The following is a 15,122-nucleotide window of genomic DNA, read 5'->3' as shown; positions in this document are numbered from 1 at the left end:
CTTTCCCGCAAGCCGCCGCTGCGCTAACCGGCGCGCAACATGACTGAGTCCGCTCCCTTCGCCACGCCGCGCGCGATGGCCATATTGCTCGCGGGCGGTCGAGGGAGCCGCACCGGTTTCGTGATGCCCAAGCAGCTTGCGATGCTCGGCGGCAAGCCGGTCTTGCGCTGGAGCCTCGATGCCCTCGCTGGCCACCCTGCGATCGCTGGCGGCGTTGTCGTCGGCAATGATGACGTCATGGCGGCGCTCGGTACGCTGCCGGATGGCTGGATTTCCGCCGGTCCCGGAGAAGAACGGCAACAATCGGTCGCCAACGCGCTCGCCGCGCTGGCCCACTGCGACGACGCGGTGCGGGTGCTGGTTCACGACGCGGCGCGGCCCGGCGTGACCGCCGACGTCATCGATCGGCTGCTTGCGGCGCTTGATGTCGCCAACGCTGCAATTCCGACGCTGCCGGTTCCCGATACCCTCGTCGAGCACGCGGGGAGCGAAGCAGGCGAGGTCGTCGACCGCGCGGCGCTGGCGCGCGTTCAGACCCCGCAGGCGTTCCATCTTGGGACATTGCGCCGCGCGCATGGCGTGGCGGCCGAGGAAGCCGCAACCGACGACGCGCAGCTAGTACGGCGCCAGGGGCTTTCCGTCGCGACCGTCGCGGGCGACGCGCGGCTCCACAAACTGACTTATGCCGAAGATATGGCAATCCTGTCAGGATTGTTGGGGATTAAGACCATGACAAGAACCGCCGTCGGAATGGGATATGACGTCCACAGGCTTGTTGCCGGTAAGCCGCTGTGGATCGGCGGCATAGAAATCGCGCATAGTCATGGGCTTGAAGGCCATAGCGATGCCGACGTCGGACTTCACGCGCTGACCGACGCGATCCTCGGCGCGCTCGGCGACGGCGACATCGGCGATCATTTCCCGCCCAGCGACCCACAATGGCGCGGCGCCGCCTCGCACCGCTTCCTGTCCTTTGCCGCGGCGCGCGTTGCGGCGCGTTCGGGCCGGATCGACCATGTCGATCTCGCCATCATCGCCGAAGCGCCGAAGATCGGCCCCCACCGTGCGGCAATGCGCGCACGGATTGCCGAAATCCTTGCGATTCCGGTCGAACGGGTTAGTGTGAAGGCCACAACGACAGAGCGGCTGGGGTTCACCGGTCGCCGCGAAGGGATAGCTGCCCAAGCCGTCGCGACCCTGCGACTTCCGGAGAATTGATACCGTGTTGCCAGACCCTGAATCGCGCCTTTTCGCGCGCGACGAGCTTGCGACCAGCGTGCTCGCAAACAATCGCGCGGCGGGGCGCAAGGTGGCAGTGGCCGAAAGCTGCACCGGCGGCATGGTCAGCGCCGCGCTGACCGATATCGCAGGCAGTTCGGACGTGTTTTCTGCCGGCTTCATCACCTATTCGGGCCATGCCAAGCAAAGCCAGCTCGACGTCAGCAGCGAAATCCTCGAAACCTTCGGCGAAGTGTCGCTGGCGACGGCGTGGGCGATGGCATCCGGAGCGCTCGCCAATAGCGACGCCGATATTGCCGTAGCGATCACCGGAATCGCCGGCCCGGGCGGGGGATCGGAGAAAAAGCCCGTCGGGCTGGTCGTTTTCGCCCGCGCGCTGCGCGGCCAGGATCCCGACGATTATTTCACCCAGCGAGTACAGTTCGAGTCGACCGATCGCGCTGCGATCCGCCATGCGGCCACGCTGTTCGCGCTCGACCTGCTTCAGCCCGACAGGGACGCGCTGCGCCCGTCGGAGGACATCGCCCTCCCCGCGCCGTAAAGATCATCGGCGCGCGTTTCGAACGCCGCGATCATCTTGCGCAGCGCCTTGTCGAACATTTGCCCCGCCAGCGCTTCGAACATGCGGCTGCGAAAAGCAAAGTCGACCATGAAATCGACGCGGCACCCGCCGTCATCGGTCGGCGTGAAATGCCATTCATTATTCAGGTGGCGCATCGGCCCGTCGATATAGCTGACCGTCACTTCGCGCGGCCGTTCTTTGTGGACGCGGCAAGAGAAGCTTTCGCGCAGTCCCTTGAACCCGACTATCATGTCGGCGACCGCTTCATGTTCGCTGTCGCTGCGGATGCGCAGCGCAATCACCCACGGCAGAAACTCGGGATAGCGCTCGATGTCGGTGACGAGCGCGAACATCTGCTCTTCGCTATACGGCAGAACGCGGGTTTCATGGTGCCTTGGCAATCAGTCCGCCTTGGTCCGGGCCAATTGCGCTTCGCGGGCAGCGCGCATCCGTTCGAAATCATCGCCGGCATGATAGCTGGAGCGCGTCAGCGGCGACGAGGCGACCTGAAGGAAACCCTTGGCGCGCGCGATCTGGGCATAGGCGTCGAACGCTTGCGGGGTCACGAAGTCGATGACCTTGGCGTGCTTCGGCGTCGGTTGCAGATATTGACCCATCGTCATGAAATCGATGTCGGCGCTGCGCATGTCGTCCATCACCTGATGCACTTCCATCCGCTGCTCGCCGAGCCCCAGCATGATGCCCGACTTGGTAAAGATCGACGGATCCCGGCGTTTGACGCTTTCGAGCAGGCGAAGCGACGCATAATAGCGCGCGCCGGGACGGATCGTCGGATAGAGCCGCGGCACGGTTTCGAGATTGTGATTATAGACGTCGGGCCGCGCATCGACGATCGCCGCAACTGCGCTTTCGGGCTTGTTGCGGAAGTCCGGCGTCAGGATCTCGATCGTCGTCTGCGGCGTTTCGCGGCGCAGCGCATTGATCACCTTCACAAACTGGCTCGCGCCGCCGTCGGGCAAATCGTCGCGGTCGACCGAGGTGATGACGATGTGGCTGAGCCCCATCTTCGCCGCGGCGATCGCGGTATGCTCGGGCTCGAACGGATCAACCGCCCGCGGCATCCCCGTCTTGACGTTGCAAAAGGCGCAGGCGCGGGTGCAGGTATCGCCCAGGATCATCACCGTCGCATGCTTCTTGGTCCAGCATTCGCCGATGTTCGGGCACGCCGCCTCTTCGCACACCGTATGCAGGTTGAGCTCGCGCATCAGCTTGCGCGTTTCCGCATAGCCGGGGCTGGTCGGCGCCTTGACGCGGATCCAGTCGGGCTTGCGCGCGCGCTGGCTGGGAGTCGACGCGGGCTGTACGGGCGATGCGGGAGCGGTCATGCCGCCCACATAGTCGCGCGCGCGCCTCTTCTCAACCTCTCTACCTATGCTAAGGCGAGTCCATGACTCACTTTACCGATATGATCGAGGGATACCGCCGTTTCCGTAACGGCGGCTGGCAACAACAGCGCGACCGCTGGGACGAACTGGCCGAAGGCCAGTCGCCCAAGGTGATGGTGATCGCCTGCTCCGACAGCCGCGTCGAACCGTCGCAGATTTTCGATACCAATCCGGGCGAAATATTTGTCGTGCGCAACGTCGCCGCTCTGGTCCCGCCCTTCGAAACGACGCCGGGCCGTCACGGCGTGTCGGCGGCGCTCGAATTCGCCGTCCAGTTCCTGAGGGTCGAGGAAATCGTCGTGATGGGCCACGGCCTCTGCGGCGGGTGCCATGCTGCGCTTCACAAATCAATGGCGGGCGCCGAGCCGGGCCGCGGCGGCTTTATCGCCGACTGGATCGCGCTGCTCGACGACGCCAGCGAACAGGTGCGCCACGATCATACCGACATCGACAACCGCGAAGCGGGCCGCGCGATGGAGCTGGCCGCGGTGCGCGTCAGCATCGACAATCTGCGGACCTTCCCTTGCATCCAGGAGAAGGAACGGCGCGGCACCTTGCGTCTGCGCGGCGCCTTTTTCGCGATCAGCGACGGGGTGCTGCACCTTATGGACGACGCGACGCGGGAGTTTCAGCCCGCCGCCTGAAATGGGAGCGCGATATGAGCAAGAATGCGATATGGTTGACGCTGATTTTTGCGGCGGCCATCGTTGGCGCGCTCATGGGACCGTCGCTGGCCAGCGTGCTGGCGCCCGAAACCCTGCTCATCCTGTCGGTGCTGCTGATCGGGGGCGTTGTCATCTTCTGCTTTTGGGCGTTGTCGAGCAACAAGGGCGGCGCGAAGGCCGATACCGCGGCGACCGCCGACGCGCGAACGATGCAGGCGCCCGCCGGCAAGGCACGACTCTATGTGGTGCGCCGGGGCTTTGTCGCGGCGCTGCAGGGGATGGACGTCACGCTCGACGGCGTGGCGAAGGGGCAGATCAAGTCAGGCCAGATGCTGATGGCGGACGTCGCGCCTGGAATGCACCATTTACATATCGCCACGGCAAAGGCGAAGCTGGCGCACCCCGCCGAATTCGACATCGATGTCGGCCCGGGCGGGGTTGTCGTGATCGGCGCGATGATCGAAATGGGGGCGCTCAAGGGCAGCATCAAGCTCGAACGCCTCGACGCCGCCAAGGCGCGCGAAGATGTCCACGCGACCAAATTAATCTTGTGGGAGGTGCCGCCCGTCTGACCTTCTTCTCGGCGTCATTGCGAGCGAAGCGGAGCAATGCAGTGCGGGTTTACGCAGGCTCTGGATTGCCGCGTCGCTTCGCTCCTCGCAATGAAAAGAATGAAAGGCCCGCGTCACGGTTTCGCGGGAACAAACCCCGCCGCCGGCCAATCGCTATCGCCGATCCGCGCGACTTCCAGCTTGGCGAATTCAACCGGCGGCATCCCGACGCCGACATAGCTGCCGACCTCGGTCCATTTGCCGTCGGCGATCGTCGCAACATATTTGATGGTCGCCCCGTTCGGCACCGGAATACTCCATTCAAAGCCCGTATCGGTTACCGCAAAGGGAAATTTTCCGGTGCGGCCATCGGTCCAGCTGTTCATCGCATATTGATCGGTCGCGGCGTCGTACGAAATCACCGCGAAAGCATTGAACGCAAGCTTGCCCGCCTCGTCATAGCCGCGCCCCTCGATCACCAGCGCGGTGCCGTCCAGCATCGGCCCGGCGCGCTCGGTCTGCACCAGCTTGATCGTGCCGCCCGGCGACGTGATCGTCGCGGTCCCGCGCCACTCGCCGTGCAGCTTCGCCAATCGAGCGATCGCGGCCTTTTGTTCGGCGACGACCGCAGGATCGATCCGCATCTGCGCCTGCGCGGGCAAGACGGCAGCCGACAGCAAGGCTGCGGCAACAAGAGCAATTCGCATGATGTCCCTCCCCAATTGTGTTATCGCTATAACACAGCGCATGGCCGAGGAGAATAGGCGTTCAAGCGCCGATTTAGGGAATGGCGTAGGTCACATTCGCCTGCCCGACAGGCTTGTCAGGGTCGTCCGTCCAGATCCGGACGTCCATCACCGCGAGCCGTTTCCCAAGCCGCAACATATGCGCATCGGCGAACAGCGGCCCCGGACGGCACGGACGCAGGAACTGATAGTTGAGCGCGCTCGTCACCGCCATCGCGACCGGACCGATATGGGCGAGGACGAGCGCGTAGGCCGCCATATCGGCGAACCCCATCTGTGTCGGTCCGGAAATGAGGCCACCGGGCCGCAAAGCGTTTTCATTCGGGTCCATCCGCGCCTGGATATGCCCGGGCGCCGCCGATACGACGGTGCCGCGCGAACCCGGCGCCGAATTGGGAAAGGCTTCGGCCATGAACGCATTGAGCGCATCGGCGTCCAGCCGAATCGCGCTTGAAGAGATCGGCTCCGAGATTGGCTCCGCCTTCCCCGTCATCGCGTTTAGCGCGACAGCTTCTTGTAAGTCGTCGCGTGCGGACGGGTCGCGCCCTCACCAAGGCGGCGGATCTTGTCCTCTTCATACGCTTCGAAATTGCCCTCGAACCATTCGACATGGCTGTCGCCCTCGAACGCCAGAATGTGCGTCGCGAGGCGATCGAGGAAGAAGCGGTCGTGGCTGATGACCACCGCGCAGCCCGCAAAATTTTCGAGCGCTTCTTCGAGCGCGGCGAGGGTTTCGGTGTCGAGGTCGTTGGTCGGTTCGTCGAGCAGCAGCACGTTGCCGCCCTGCTTCAGCATTTTTGCCATATGGACGCGGTTGCGTTCACCGCCCGACAGCTGGCCGACCTTTTTCTGCTGGTCGACGCCCTTGAAGTTGAAGGCGCCAACATAGGCGCGGGTCTGCATTTCGTGCTTGCCGATGTTCATCATGTCATGGCCGCCCGAAATCTCTTCCCAGACATTCTTGTTCGGGTCGAGCGCATCGCGGCTCTGGTCGACATAGCCGAGGCGGACGGTATCGCCGATCGCGACGCTGCCGCTGTCGGGGGTTTCCTGCCCGGTAATCAGCTTGAACAGCGTCGATTTGCCGGCGCCGTTCGGGCCGATCACGCCGACGATGCCGCCCGGCGGCAGCGTGAACGACAGATCTTCAAAGAGCAGTTTGTCGCCATAAGCCTTGGAAATGCCCGACACCTCGATCACCTTGCCGCCAAGGCGTTCGGGCACCTGAATGACGATCTGCGCCTTGCCGGGCGCGCGGTTTTCCTGCGCCTCGATGAGCTGATCGAACGATTTGATACGCGCCTTCGACTTGGCCTGACGCGCTTTCGGCGACTGCCGGATCCACTCGAGCTCGTCCTTGATCGCCTTCTGCCGACCGGCGTCTTCGCGCGCTTCCTGCTCGAGGCGCTTGCCCTTCTTTTCCAGATAGGTCGAATAATTGCCCTCATAGACGAAATAGCGGCCGCGATCGAGTTCGAGGATCCAATTCACGACATTGTCGAGGAAGTAGCGGTCGTGGGTGACGAGGATGACGTTGCCCGGATAGTCCACCAGATGCTTTTCGAGCCAGGCGACGCTTTCGGCGTCCAAATGGTTGGTCGGTTCGTCGAGCAGCAGGATCGACGGTTTTTCGAGCAGCAGACGCGTCAGCGCGATGCGGCGGCGTTCGCCGCCCGACAGATTCTCGACGCTCCAGTCGCCCGGCGGGCAACGCAGCGCTTCCATCCCAATTTCGAGCTGGTTGTCGAGCGTCCAGCCGTCGACCGCGTCGATCTTTTCCTGCAGCGTGCCCATTTCCTCCATCAGCGCGTCGAAATCGGCGTCGGCGGGCGGATCGGCCATCAGCGTGCTGATCTCGTTGAAGCGGTCCATCATGTCGGCGACACCGCGAACGCCGTCCATCACATTTTCCTTGACGGTCTTGGTCGGGTCGAGCTCGGGCTCCTGCGCAAGATAACCGACAGTGATCCCCTCACCCGGCCAGGCTTCGCCCGAAAATTCGGTATCCATGCCCGCCATGATCTTCATCAGCGTCGATTTACCGGTGCCGTTCGGACCGACGATGCCAATCTTGGCATCGGGATAGAATTGCAGGCTCAGATTGTTGAGCGTCGGCTTTTGCGCGCCGGGATAGGTCTTGGTCAGACCCTTCATCACGAAACTATATTGGGCGGCCATGGAAATGCTCCGGTGTGGGCTGGGCCGCAGGCGCGGCCTTGGTAACAATGGAATCGTGGCGCGGTTAGCGAATGGGGGCCATCTTGGCAATCATCGGGGCGATCGGCGCTTGCGCCCGCGAGACGCGCAGCTACGACAGCGGGATGAGAAACCCCCGCACACCGATCCGCCTTGCCGGAATCACCGCTCTTCTCCTCTCCTCTGCCGTAACTGCCCAACCGGTACCCAGCGCTGCCGAGCTCGCGCAGCAGGGCAACGATCCGGCATGGGCGATCACCCGCGATCTGACGACCGAGATCGGCCCGCGCATGCCCGGAACCGAGTCCGAAGCCGCTGCACGCCGCTGGGCGACGCGGCGGTTACAGGCCATGGGCTTCGCGAACGTCCGCGAGGAGGCGTTCGACATGCCCGTATGGGTGCGCGGTGCCGAAGAGGCTTGGTTGACCGGCCCGCTGGTGCCGCAGAAGCTGGCGATCACCGCGCTTGGCAACAGCGCATCGACGGGCGCCAAGGGCATCGAAGGCGAGATCGCCTATTTCGAGAGCTTCGACGCGCTCGCCGCCGCACCCGCCGCCAGCGTGAAGGGCAAGATCGTCTTCATCGATCATCAGATGAAGCCGGCACAGGACGGCAGCGGCTACGGCTATTATGGCCGTGGGCGGTTTTCCGGCCCTAATGTCGCCGCCCAAAAAGGCGCGATCGCGATCGTGATCCGCTCGATCGGCACCGACAGCCACCGGAACCCGCACACCGGCGTCACCAATTTCGACGCCGGAGTGAAGCCGATCCCGGCGGGCGCGATCTCCAATCCCGATGCCGATCAACTTGTCCGGCAGTGGCGACGCGCGCAGCCGGTGCGCAGCGATGAAGCGGCGCTGCTCACGATGAAGCTCATCCTGACTCCGCAGAACCTCGGCATCCGCAAATCGGGGAACGTCATCGCCGAAGTGCCCGGAAGCGATCGCGGCGCCAGCCCGGTCATCATCGCCTGTCACCTCGACAGCTGGGATCTGGGCACCGGCGCGATCGATGACGCCGCGGGGTGCGGGATTATCACCGCAGCGGCGAACCATGTGATGACGGCGGGCCAGCCGCGCCGGACGATCCGCATTTTGTGGGCGGGAGCGGAGGAAGTGGGCGTGTTCGGCGGCAAGGCCTATTTCGAGCGCCATGGCGAACAGAAGCATGCGGTAGCGCTCGAGTCCGATTTTGGAGCCGATCGCGTGTGGCGCATCGATTTCAAGCTGCCCGACAGTGCAAAGCCGCTCGCCGACCGGCTGACCGCCGCCGTAGCGCCCTTCGGCGTCGTGCGCGGTCGCCAGCCCGCAAGTGGCGGTGCGGATATTGGCGCGCTGGTCGCCGCGGGGGTGCCCACGATCGACCTGGCCCAGGATGGGACGCGCTATTTCGATCTGCACCACACGCCCGACGACACGCTCGACAAGATCGATCCGGTGCAATTGCGGCAAAATGTCGCGGTCTGGAGCGCGACACTGGCGATTCTCGCCAATAGCAGCGACGCCGAGCTGCCGTGAATGTTGCGCGGAAATGACAGTTTTCCGCCAGCGCACGGCATCTCAATTATTTTTGTTGACGATCCATACGGAACGGCTAAATCCCGCCGCTCGCGGGACGGGAAGTTTCCCCATCGCGGTAAGGCATTTTAGGGAGCCCACACATCATGAAGAAATTTGCTGCTATCGCCGTTGCTGCCAGCATGTTCGCCCTCGCCGCTTGCGGTGAAAAGGCTGCTGAAGAAGCCACCACGGAAGCCCCGGCTGCTGAAGCTGTTGCTGAAGAAGGCGCTGACGCCGCTGCTGCTGGCGCTGACGCCGCTGCTGCTGGTGCCGAAGCTGCCGCTGCTGGTGCCGACGCTGCTGCCGCTGCTCCGGCTGACGCTGCTGCGACCGCTGCTGCTCCGGCCGACGCCGCTGCTGCTCCGGCCGCTCCGGCTGAAGAAAAGAAGTAAGTCACAGCCCTTCGGGGCGTTGACCGAAACTAGAATTGGGCGGTCTTCCTTCGGGAAGGCCGCCTTTTTCTTTGCCTTTTGCAAAGCCGGGATAGACTTGCGTGCGCGCGCTGTCTAAGGCGCCCAACAGTAGTCGGGGAGTAGCGCAGCCCGGTAGCGCGCCTGCTTTGGGAGCAGGATGTCGCAGGTTCGAATCCTGTCTCCCCGACCACTGCCCCCCAAAAAATGAGCCCGCCCCGGCTACCCCGCCGACGTTGCGATCAGCCGCGCATAGAAATCGATCATGCGTTTGAAGCTGTCGATCTTCATATGTTCGTTGGTGCCATGGATCATCGCTGTTTCTTTCAGCGAAAAATGCATCGGCATAAATCGGTACACATCGTCCGAAACCGGCTCCATGCTGCGGCTGTCGGTGCCGCCGACGACCAGGATCGGTGACAATACTGCATTCGGCGCATCGGCCCGCGCCGTCGCCGCGATCCATTTCCAGCCTTGCGAGCTGGTCGACGACACCCGCGACGGTTCGCGCGGCGGTTTTACCCACGCCAGTTTGACCGGCAAATCGCCGACAGCGCCCTTCGCGCGGGCGATGATATCGCCTGATCGGTTCCACGGCGCGATGCGATAGTTGATCAGCGCGTTCGCGGTCTGCGGCAGGACGTTTTCCTTTGGACTTCCCTCCAGCATCGTCGGCGCAATCGTCGTGTGAAATGCCGCCGCGGTCGATGGCGTCGCGGCGACCTCGCCTTTCAGGATCGGGCCGAACAGCCACTGGTTCGCCACCGCCATTTTGGTGGTCCCGCCCTTTTTCGCGGCGAGCGTTTCGAGCATCGCGGCGCCCGGTCCCTGGATGCTCAAAGGAAACGGCTTGTCCGTGATCGCGGTGATCGCCCGCGCCAGCGTCCCGACGCCAGTTTCGGCGGGCGGCATCGAACTGTGGCCGCCTGGTGCGTCGGCGGTGACCTTCAGCGTCGCATAGCCTTTCTCGGCAATCCCGATCATGATCGCAGGGCCGTTGATCACGGGCGTGTCGGTCAGCACGACGCTGCCTTCATCGAGTGTGAAGATCGCCCTCACCCCGTCGGCCTTCAGCTTCGCCGCGGCCGCGGCCGCGCCGGATCCACCGACCTCCTCGTCATGCCCCGACACCAGATAAATGCCCCGCTTGGGCCGAAATCCCTGCCCGCTCAGCGCTTCGAGTGCCTCGAACAGCGCGACCAGCGAGCCCTTGTCGTCGACCGTGCCGCGCCCCCACACCGCCTGTTCGGCGATCGTCCCGGCGAAGGGGGGATATTTCCAGTCGCCCTCAGTCCCTTCGGTGACCGGCACCACGTCCTGATGCGCCATCAGGATTATGGGTGCCAGCGCCGGATCGCTGCCCGGCCAATGGTAGATCAGCGTGCGGTTAGGCAGGATCGTGCGCGCCATCGCGCGGTGCGCGGCAGGATAGGTCGCGGCAAGCCAGGCGTGCAACCGGTCCCATTCGGCCGTCTCGTCGTCGGCGGGATCCTGGTGCGAGATCGTGCGGATCTGTGCCGCTGCGCTCAGGTTCGCAACCGCGGCATCCAGCGCATAAGGTGGCACCGCCGCCAGTCGGACATCGCTGCCATCGGCGATGTCTTTCGGCGCAAAGCTGGCAGTGCGTACCGCCACCGTTCCCGCTACCACCGCAATGATCGCCAGACCACCGATCAATATTACACGCCGCTTCCCCATATCGCCCTCCTGCTCCCGCGCCAATGGACCGTTATCGGTTTCGATTTGCAAGCATTATGCATGCCTCCCCCGGGTTCAGTGCACATTCATCACCGCAGCGCGATTTCTGGTTCACCCCTGCGATCGAGGCCGCCCATGCGATTGTCTGTCGTCCTTGCCGTCCTGCTGGTGCCGACCGCGGCACAGGCGCAGTTTGTGCCGCGAACGCCGCCGCCGAGCGACCGGATGCCCGGAATATCCGATATGGCGACAGCAGCCCAGCGATCGACCGTCGATCATGATCTTCGCGAAACCCGCGCGCGGATCCGCGATGGGCGCGATGCCGGGCAATTGTCGAAGCGCGAGGCCCGCGCGCTGCGCCGCGAGGCCGGGCAAATATCGACGCTTGCCGATCGTTACGGGCGTGACGGCCTGTCCGATTCCGAACGGCGCGAACTGGAGATGCGGGCGCAGGTCTTGCGCGACCTGACCGCCGCGCAGCGGCTCCGGCCCAGGGCGCCCTAGCGCGTCAAATTGGGAAGTGGTGGGCCCGGCAGGACTCGAACCCGCAACCTAGCCGTTATGAGCGGCCAGCTCTAACCATTGAGCTACAGGCCCCCCGTCGAAACCCGGTAGGGGATGCGCGGGCGATAGCGGAGCACGCGCCATATTGGCAAGCGCCAAGGCTCAGCCGGGCGGCCTGCGCGCCGCCATGGCCATGATGTCCGCCGCGGTCGTCGCCTCGACGCCGCGCCGCGCCAGATGATCCAGCACGACATCCCACCACTGGTAGAACAGGTCGAGATCGGCCTGGCTGCGGACATAGGGGGTATTCCCCGGTTGCAGCGACGGCGAATGGAAGGAGAAGTTGAGAACGGGCACGCGCAGGTCCACCGCGATATCGATCGCCTTGCAGGCCCGGTCGGCAGGAATGCCTTCCGGCGTCAGCGCAATGCGTTCGACGATCCCCAGCCGCGCGAGTGCCGCCCCGGCGTGGGTGCCGTTGCGCGCGACGCGGTGATAGACCGGCTCACCCGCCCTCCCCAGCAGCCCGCCAAACACCGTGGTCACGGGCACCTCAAGCACGGCACCGGCTACGGTGCGCACCCACCAGGGATGCAGCGGGGCATTGCGGTAATCGGGACCATGGCCGAAACGATAATCGAAGCCCGACCGCACCGAAGTGTCGCACCGAAAGCCAAGTTCGGCGAGCATCGCGGCGGTTTCCCCGCCAAGCCCATAGCGCCCCGCGCGATAGACCGTCGGCATCATCGCGAAACGATCGCGGATCGCATCGCGCAGCGCGATCATCTTTGCACGTTGCAAATCGCGCGGCAGATTGCCGGTATAGCTGTTTTGCGCGCTGACATCCTCGTCGTGGGGCGGGGTCACCCAGGGATGCAGCTGCGCGCCGATTTCGCACGCGCCGTCGGCTCGCGCCGCGCCCAGAATATCGACGGCGCGGTCATCCGCGACGACCGGCCAGTCGACCAGATAGATGGGTTTCACCTTCGCACTGGCGAAGTAGCGCTGGCAATCGGCGAGCGCGGGGATCGACGAAAGGCCATAGCCGGTGCGGGCAAAAGGCGCCTCCCAATCGAAATCCTCTTCGGTATCGATCGTGACCCAGAAACGCGGCCGTTCGTCCGCTGCGAGTTCCACCAGGTCGGATGGCGCAGGCTCAGCAAAGAAATTGCCCGCAGGCTGCACCACGCTCCCCCTTGCTTCCAGACCGTTCGGGCTATTCGCCCTGCTGGGCCTCCAGTCCGGCTTCGGTCTTCGAGTTGGCGGAGCGCAGGTGCAAGGTCAAGGCGTTATGCCCGATGTCGAGCCGTCCGCCCGCAGCGCGGGCCAGGCTATCGACGAGGCGGAGCGAAAAGCCGAGGCTGAGCACCGCCGCCCCCGGGGCTTCGCCTTCGGGGCTGAAGCCCGGATCGAGCAGGTCAGATGCGGTCGCGAAGCGAATCGATGCCGGACGAACGATCCGTAGCTGGAGCATATCGTCGTGCGGCGTCTCGGTGACGAGCTGGCCGACAAGAATTGTACCCGTTTCGGATACATCTATCAGCGCGGTCAGCAGGCGGCCGACCATTCGCCGTGCGTTGGCATCATTGGCGAGCCCCATGAAGGGGCCACCAACCCGCGAGATGCTGAGGTCCACATGCTGTTCGGCTAGCAGCGGGGCAAGGTCGCTTTCCACCTGCGTCACCACGGTGCCCATATCGACGACTTCGTCCGGGGACGGGTCGATCGCGGTCGCAACATTGCTGCGCGCCGCGGTTTCCAGATCATCGATGATCGTTTGCACCGACAGCGCGTCGGCGACGATCGTGTCGGCCATGGTACGATAACCTTGGCTGACCGGCCCGAACATCTGTCCTGCGACGATCTGGGCAAAACCCGAAATCGCGTTGAGCGGGCTGCGCAGCTCGTGGATCAGCTGGCGAATCGAATCGCCCGAATCTTCGCCAACGGGCCGACCATAGGGCGTTTCGTTGCGGTTGGGACGGCGCGCGCTGCCGCGATAGCCGCGAAACTGCCCGGTCGCCGGATCGAACCACGGCAGCGCCGAAAAGCGCCACTCGCCGCCGTCGGCAGGCGTGCCTTCGAGCATCATCCGCGCATTGAGGATTTCGGCGCGCTGGCGAAATGCCCCCGCAGCCACTCCATCCGTTCCCGGTTCGCCGCCAAACGCCGCCTCGGCGATCGACAGGCCGATCACCGCGCCGCGGGTGACGCCGTCGACCCAATGGATCACCCCATCGGGGCCGGTTTCGAACAGGAAGGCCGAACGCTGCTGTTGCGGAGCCGCGGCGGTCGCGGGCTGGCCGCGGGTCGACTGATATTTGTCGATTCGCCGCACAAGTTCGCTGATCTGGCTGGTTCCGCTGCCAATCGCCGCATCGGGCGCGGCGTGCAGCGCCACCACCGGCGCGGGGGCGGCTTCGACCGATACCGCCGGTTGCGGCAAGGCTACCGCGGCGCTGCCGAGGCTGGCCAGGGCGCGATAAACGCCGCGCGGCAAATCGCTCCGCCCCGCCAGCACCGATCGCGCCATCGCGCTGGTCGCGGGCAGCATCGCCAGCCAATCCGCCTCGGGCAGCTGAGCGCTGCTGAGCATGATCGCGGCAACCGCCGGGACATCATTGGCGTAAAGCGCAACGAGCGGCGCGAATCTGCCATGTTTCGCGATCGCTCGCGCACAATCGCGACGTACCGCCTCCGGGACGCGTGGCCGCAAAACCGCGAGCGCATGCAGGCTGCGACGAATATCGTCATCACCCAGTTGATTGCCGCGCTGAGCCAGAATATCCGACAGTTGCCGCCACGCCGCGATGCTCGCGCGCGTGTCCGAAGGCGCTTGGCGCAGGATGGTCGCGATCATCGAGTCAGCCATCACGCGAACCGAACCCCACAGCTTCTATCGTTGGTTACCCTACGCTTACCGGCTAGCGTGAATCCCTTGGTCATGAAAGTGCCTTAACCGGGCTCGTCACATTGTGGGACAATTGCAATCGCCTGAAATAATATTATGGTCACCGCAGTTTTGGAAAGCGGATGTTTCAACGATGGCGAGTCAGAAATTCGATCAAATCGACCTTCAGATATTGGGTGAGCTGCAAAAAAATGGCCGGATGACGAACGTCGAACTGGCGCAAATGGTTGGGCTCACCGCGCCGCCGTGCCTGCGCCGGGTTCGTGCCCTGGAGGAATCGGGGGTCATCCGGTCCTATCATGCCGATCTAGACGCGGCGAAGCTGGGTTATGGCATCACCGTGTTCGCGATGGTCAGCCTGCGCAGCCAGGCCGAAGCCGATTTGAAAGCCTTCGAGGATTACATCGGCGGCCTTGCCGAAGTGCGCGAATGCTACATGCTCAACGGTGAAATCGATTTTCTGCTGAAAGTCGTCGCGCGCGATTTGCAGAGTTTCCAGTCGTTCCTGACCGCGCATCTGACCTCGGCCCCCAATGTCACCAGCGTCAAGACGTCGCTGACCATCCGCACCGCGAAGCAGTTGGCGGGCATTCCGGTCGACTCGTGACCGTTATCGACGCCTGACCGCCCATCAAAAAGGGCGCCGCTCCCATCGGAACGGCGCCCTTTTTTATG

At 64.2% G+C, this 15,122-nt stretch carries 16 protein-coding genes and 2 tRNA genes; 9 read left to right on the top strand and 9 right to left on the bottom strand.

The window, feature by feature from the left end:
* Positions 1 to 39: 39 nt before the first annotated feature.
* On the top strand, positions 40 to 1,218 hold the full coding sequence (locus SPYCW_RS06850; protein ID WP_120216168.1) for a bifunctional 2-C-methyl-D-erythritol 4-phosphate cytidylyltransferase/2-C-methyl-D-erythritol 2,4-cyclodiphosphate synthase: 1,179 nt from the start codon (positions 40 to 42) through the stop codon (positions 1,216 to 1,218).
* Positions 1,219 to 1,222: 4 nt separating this feature from the next.
* Positions 1,223 to 1,780, top strand: coding sequence for a CinA family protein (locus SPYCW_RS06845; RefSeq protein ID WP_120216167.1), 558 nt, complete (start codon positions 1,223 to 1,225; stop codon positions 1,778 to 1,780).
* On the opposite strand, the gene SPYCW_RS06840 is transcribed toward SPYCW_RS06845, so the two are convergent.
* The gene (locus SPYCW_RS06840; RefSeq protein ID WP_120216166.1) at positions 1,723 to 2,202 is read right to left on the bottom strand and encodes a type II toxin-antitoxin system RatA family toxin; all 480 of its coding nucleotides are present in this window, start codon (positions 2,200 to 2,202) and stop codon (positions 1,723 to 1,725) included. The genes SPYCW_RS06845 and SPYCW_RS06840 overlap by 58 nt on opposite strands.
* Positions 2,203 to 3,147 carry a lipoyl synthase gene (gene lipA / locus SPYCW_RS06835; RefSeq protein WP_120216165.1) on the bottom strand — a complete coding sequence of 315 codons (945 nt, stop codon included), beginning with the start codon at positions 3,145 to 3,147 and terminating at the stop codon, positions 2,203 to 2,205. It abuts the gene before it with no gap.
* 62 nt (positions 3,148 to 3,209) lie between these two features.
* Between lipA and SPYCW_RS06830 the strand changes: the two genes are divergently transcribed.
* Both SPYCW_RS06830 and SPYCW_RS06825 read left to right on the top strand, forming a co-directional pair.
* Positions 3,210 to 3,851 (top strand): carbonic anhydrase, encoded by a 642-nt coding sequence (locus SPYCW_RS06830; protein WP_120216164.1) that lies wholly within the window; start codon positions 3,210 to 3,212, stop codon positions 3,849 to 3,851.
* Positions 3,852 to 3,865: 14 nt separating this feature from the next.
* Positions 3,866 to 4,444 carry a hypothetical protein gene (locus SPYCW_RS06825; protein ID WP_120216163.1) on the top strand — a complete coding sequence of 193 codons (579 nt, stop codon included), beginning with the start codon at positions 3,866 to 3,868 and terminating at the stop codon, positions 4,442 to 4,444.
* A 113-nt stretch (positions 4,445 to 4,557) separates the two neighbouring features.
* Here SPYCW_RS06825 and SPYCW_RS06820 read toward each other — a convergent pair whose 3' ends face one another.
* The 3 genes from SPYCW_RS06820 to ettA form a co-directional block, all read right to left on the bottom strand.
* Positions 4,558 to 5,130 carry a DUF1579 domain-containing protein gene (locus SPYCW_RS06820; protein WP_145985951.1) on the bottom strand — a complete coding sequence of 191 codons (573 nt, stop codon included), beginning with the start codon at positions 5,128 to 5,130 and terminating at the stop codon, positions 4,558 to 4,560.
* 73 nt (positions 5,131 to 5,203) lie between these two features.
* On the bottom strand, positions 5,204 to 5,662 hold the full coding sequence (locus SPYCW_RS06815) for a PaaI family thioesterase (RefSeq protein ID WP_120216161.1): 459 nt from the start codon (positions 5,660 to 5,662) through the stop codon (positions 5,204 to 5,206).
* 5 nt (positions 5,663 to 5,667) lie between these two features.
* Entirely contained in the window at positions 5,668 to 7,347 is a 1,680-nt protein-coding gene (gene ettA / locus SPYCW_RS06810) for an energy-dependent translational throttle protein EttA (protein ID WP_120216160.1), read from the bottom strand.
* A 143-nt stretch (positions 7,348 to 7,490) separates the two neighbouring features.
* Between ettA and SPYCW_RS06805 the strand changes: the two genes are divergently transcribed.
* From SPYCW_RS06805 to SPYCW_RS06795, 3 genes are all read left to right on the top strand, one after another.
* Entirely contained in the window at positions 7,491 to 8,882 is a 1,392-nt protein-coding gene (locus SPYCW_RS06805; RefSeq protein ID WP_120218156.1) for a M20/M25/M40 family metallo-hydrolase, read from the top strand.
* Positions 8,883 to 9,086: 204 nt separating this feature from the next.
* A complete protein-coding gene (locus tag SPYCW_RS06800; protein ID WP_172595438.1) occupies positions 9,087 to 9,434 on the top strand; it encodes a hypothetical protein in 348 nt (115 codons plus the stop codon).
* 16 nt (positions 9,435 to 9,450) lie between these two features.
* Positions 9,451 to 9,527: transfer RNA gene (locus SPYCW_RS06795), tRNA-Pro, on the top strand.
* 29 nt (positions 9,528 to 9,556) lie between these two features.
* Here SPYCW_RS06795 and SPYCW_RS06790 read toward each other — a convergent pair.
* Positions 9,557 to 11,032, bottom strand: coding sequence for a M20 family peptidase (locus tag SPYCW_RS06790; RefSeq protein ID WP_120216158.1), 1,476 nt, complete (start codon positions 11,030 to 11,032; stop codon positions 9,557 to 9,559).
* A gap of 135 nt (positions 11,033 to 11,167) precedes the next feature.
* On the opposite strand from SPYCW_RS06790, the gene SPYCW_RS06785 reads away from it, so the two are divergent.
* Positions 11,168 to 11,536, top strand: coding sequence for a hypothetical protein (locus SPYCW_RS06785; RefSeq protein ID WP_120216157.1), 369 nt, complete (start codon positions 11,168 to 11,170; stop codon positions 11,534 to 11,536).
* Between the two features lie 17 nt (positions 11,537 to 11,553).
* Here SPYCW_RS06785 and SPYCW_RS06780 read toward each other — a convergent pair.
* The 3 genes from SPYCW_RS06780 to SPYCW_RS06770 all read right to left on the bottom strand — a co-directional run bounded on the left by SPYCW_RS06780 (position 11,554) and on the right by SPYCW_RS06770 (position 14,396).
* Positions 11,554 to 11,629: transfer RNA gene (locus tag SPYCW_RS06780), tRNA-Ile, on the bottom strand.
* Between the two features lie 69 nt (positions 11,630 to 11,698).
* A complete protein-coding gene (locus tag SPYCW_RS06775) occupies positions 11,699 to 12,724 on the bottom strand; it encodes a polysaccharide deacetylase family protein (protein ID WP_232014861.1) in 1,026 nt (341 codons plus the stop codon).
* Between the two features lie 28 nt (positions 12,725 to 12,752).
* Positions 12,753 to 14,396, bottom strand: coding sequence for a histidine kinase dimerization/phospho-acceptor domain-containing protein (locus SPYCW_RS06770; RefSeq protein ID WP_120218155.1), 1,644 nt, complete (start codon positions 14,394 to 14,396; stop codon positions 12,753 to 12,755).
* Positions 14,397 to 14,580: 184 nt separating this feature from the next.
* Between SPYCW_RS06770 and SPYCW_RS06765 the strand changes: the two genes are divergently transcribed.
* On the top strand, positions 14,581 to 15,054 hold the full coding sequence (locus SPYCW_RS06765) for an Lrp/AsnC family transcriptional regulator (protein WP_120216155.1): 474 nt from the start codon (positions 14,581 to 14,583) through the stop codon (positions 15,052 to 15,054).
* The last annotated feature ends 68 nt before the right edge of the window (positions 15,055 to 15,122 follow it).

Origin of the sequence: Sphingopyxis sp. EG6, from assembly GCF_003609815.1 — a bacterium.
Classification (GTDB): Bacteria; Pseudomonadota; Alphaproteobacteria; order Sphingomonadales; family Sphingomonadaceae; genus Sphingopyxis.
Note: the sequence above shows the minus strand (reverse complement) of the source record. Positions and strands in the feature narration are given on the sequence as shown.

Coding starts and splice junctions, on each gene's coding strand:
- SPYCW_RS06830 (WP_120216164.1), top strand. CDS start 3,210: ATGACTCACTTTACCGATATGATCGAGGGATACCGCCGTTTCCGTAAC.
- SPYCW_RS06770 (WP_120218155.1), bottom strand. CDS start 14,396: ATGATCGCGACCATCCTGCGCCAAGCGCCTTCGGACACGCGCGCGAGC.
- SPYCW_RS06820 (WP_145985951.1), bottom strand. CDS start 5,130: ATGCGAATTGCTCTTGTTGCCGCAGCCTTGCTGTCGGCTGCCGTCTTG.
- SPYCW_RS06825 (WP_120216163.1), top strand. CDS start 3,866: ATGAGCAAGAATGCGATATGGTTGACGCTGATTTTTGCGGCGGCCATC.
- SPYCW_RS06765 (WP_120216155.1), top strand. CDS start 14,581: ATGGCGAGTCAGAAATTCGATCAAATCGACCTTCAGATATTGGGTGAG.
- ettA (WP_120216160.1), bottom strand. CDS start 7,347: ATGGCCGCCCAATATAGTTTCGTGATGAAGGGTCTGACCAAGACCTAT.
- SPYCW_RS06850 (WP_120216168.1), top strand. CDS start 40: ATGACTGAGTCCGCTCCCTTCGCCACGCCGCGCGCGATGGCCATATTG.
- SPYCW_RS06815 (WP_120216161.1), bottom strand. CDS start 5,662: ATGACGGGGAAGGCGGAGCCAATCTCGGAGCCGATCTCTTCAAGCGCG.
- SPYCW_RS06805 (WP_120218156.1), top strand. CDS start 7,491: ATGAGAAACCCCCGCACACCGATCCGCCTTGCCGGAATCACCGCTCTT.
- SPYCW_RS06790 (WP_120216158.1), bottom strand. CDS start 11,032: ATGGGGAAGCGGCGTGTAATATTGATCGGTGGTCTGGCGATCATTGCG.
- lipA (WP_120216165.1), bottom strand. CDS start 3,147: ATGACCGCTCCCGCATCGCCCGTACAGCCCGCGTCGACTCCCAGCCAG.
- SPYCW_RS06785 (WP_120216157.1), top strand. CDS start 11,168: ATGCGATTGTCTGTCGTCCTTGCCGTCCTGCTGGTGCCGACCGCGGCA.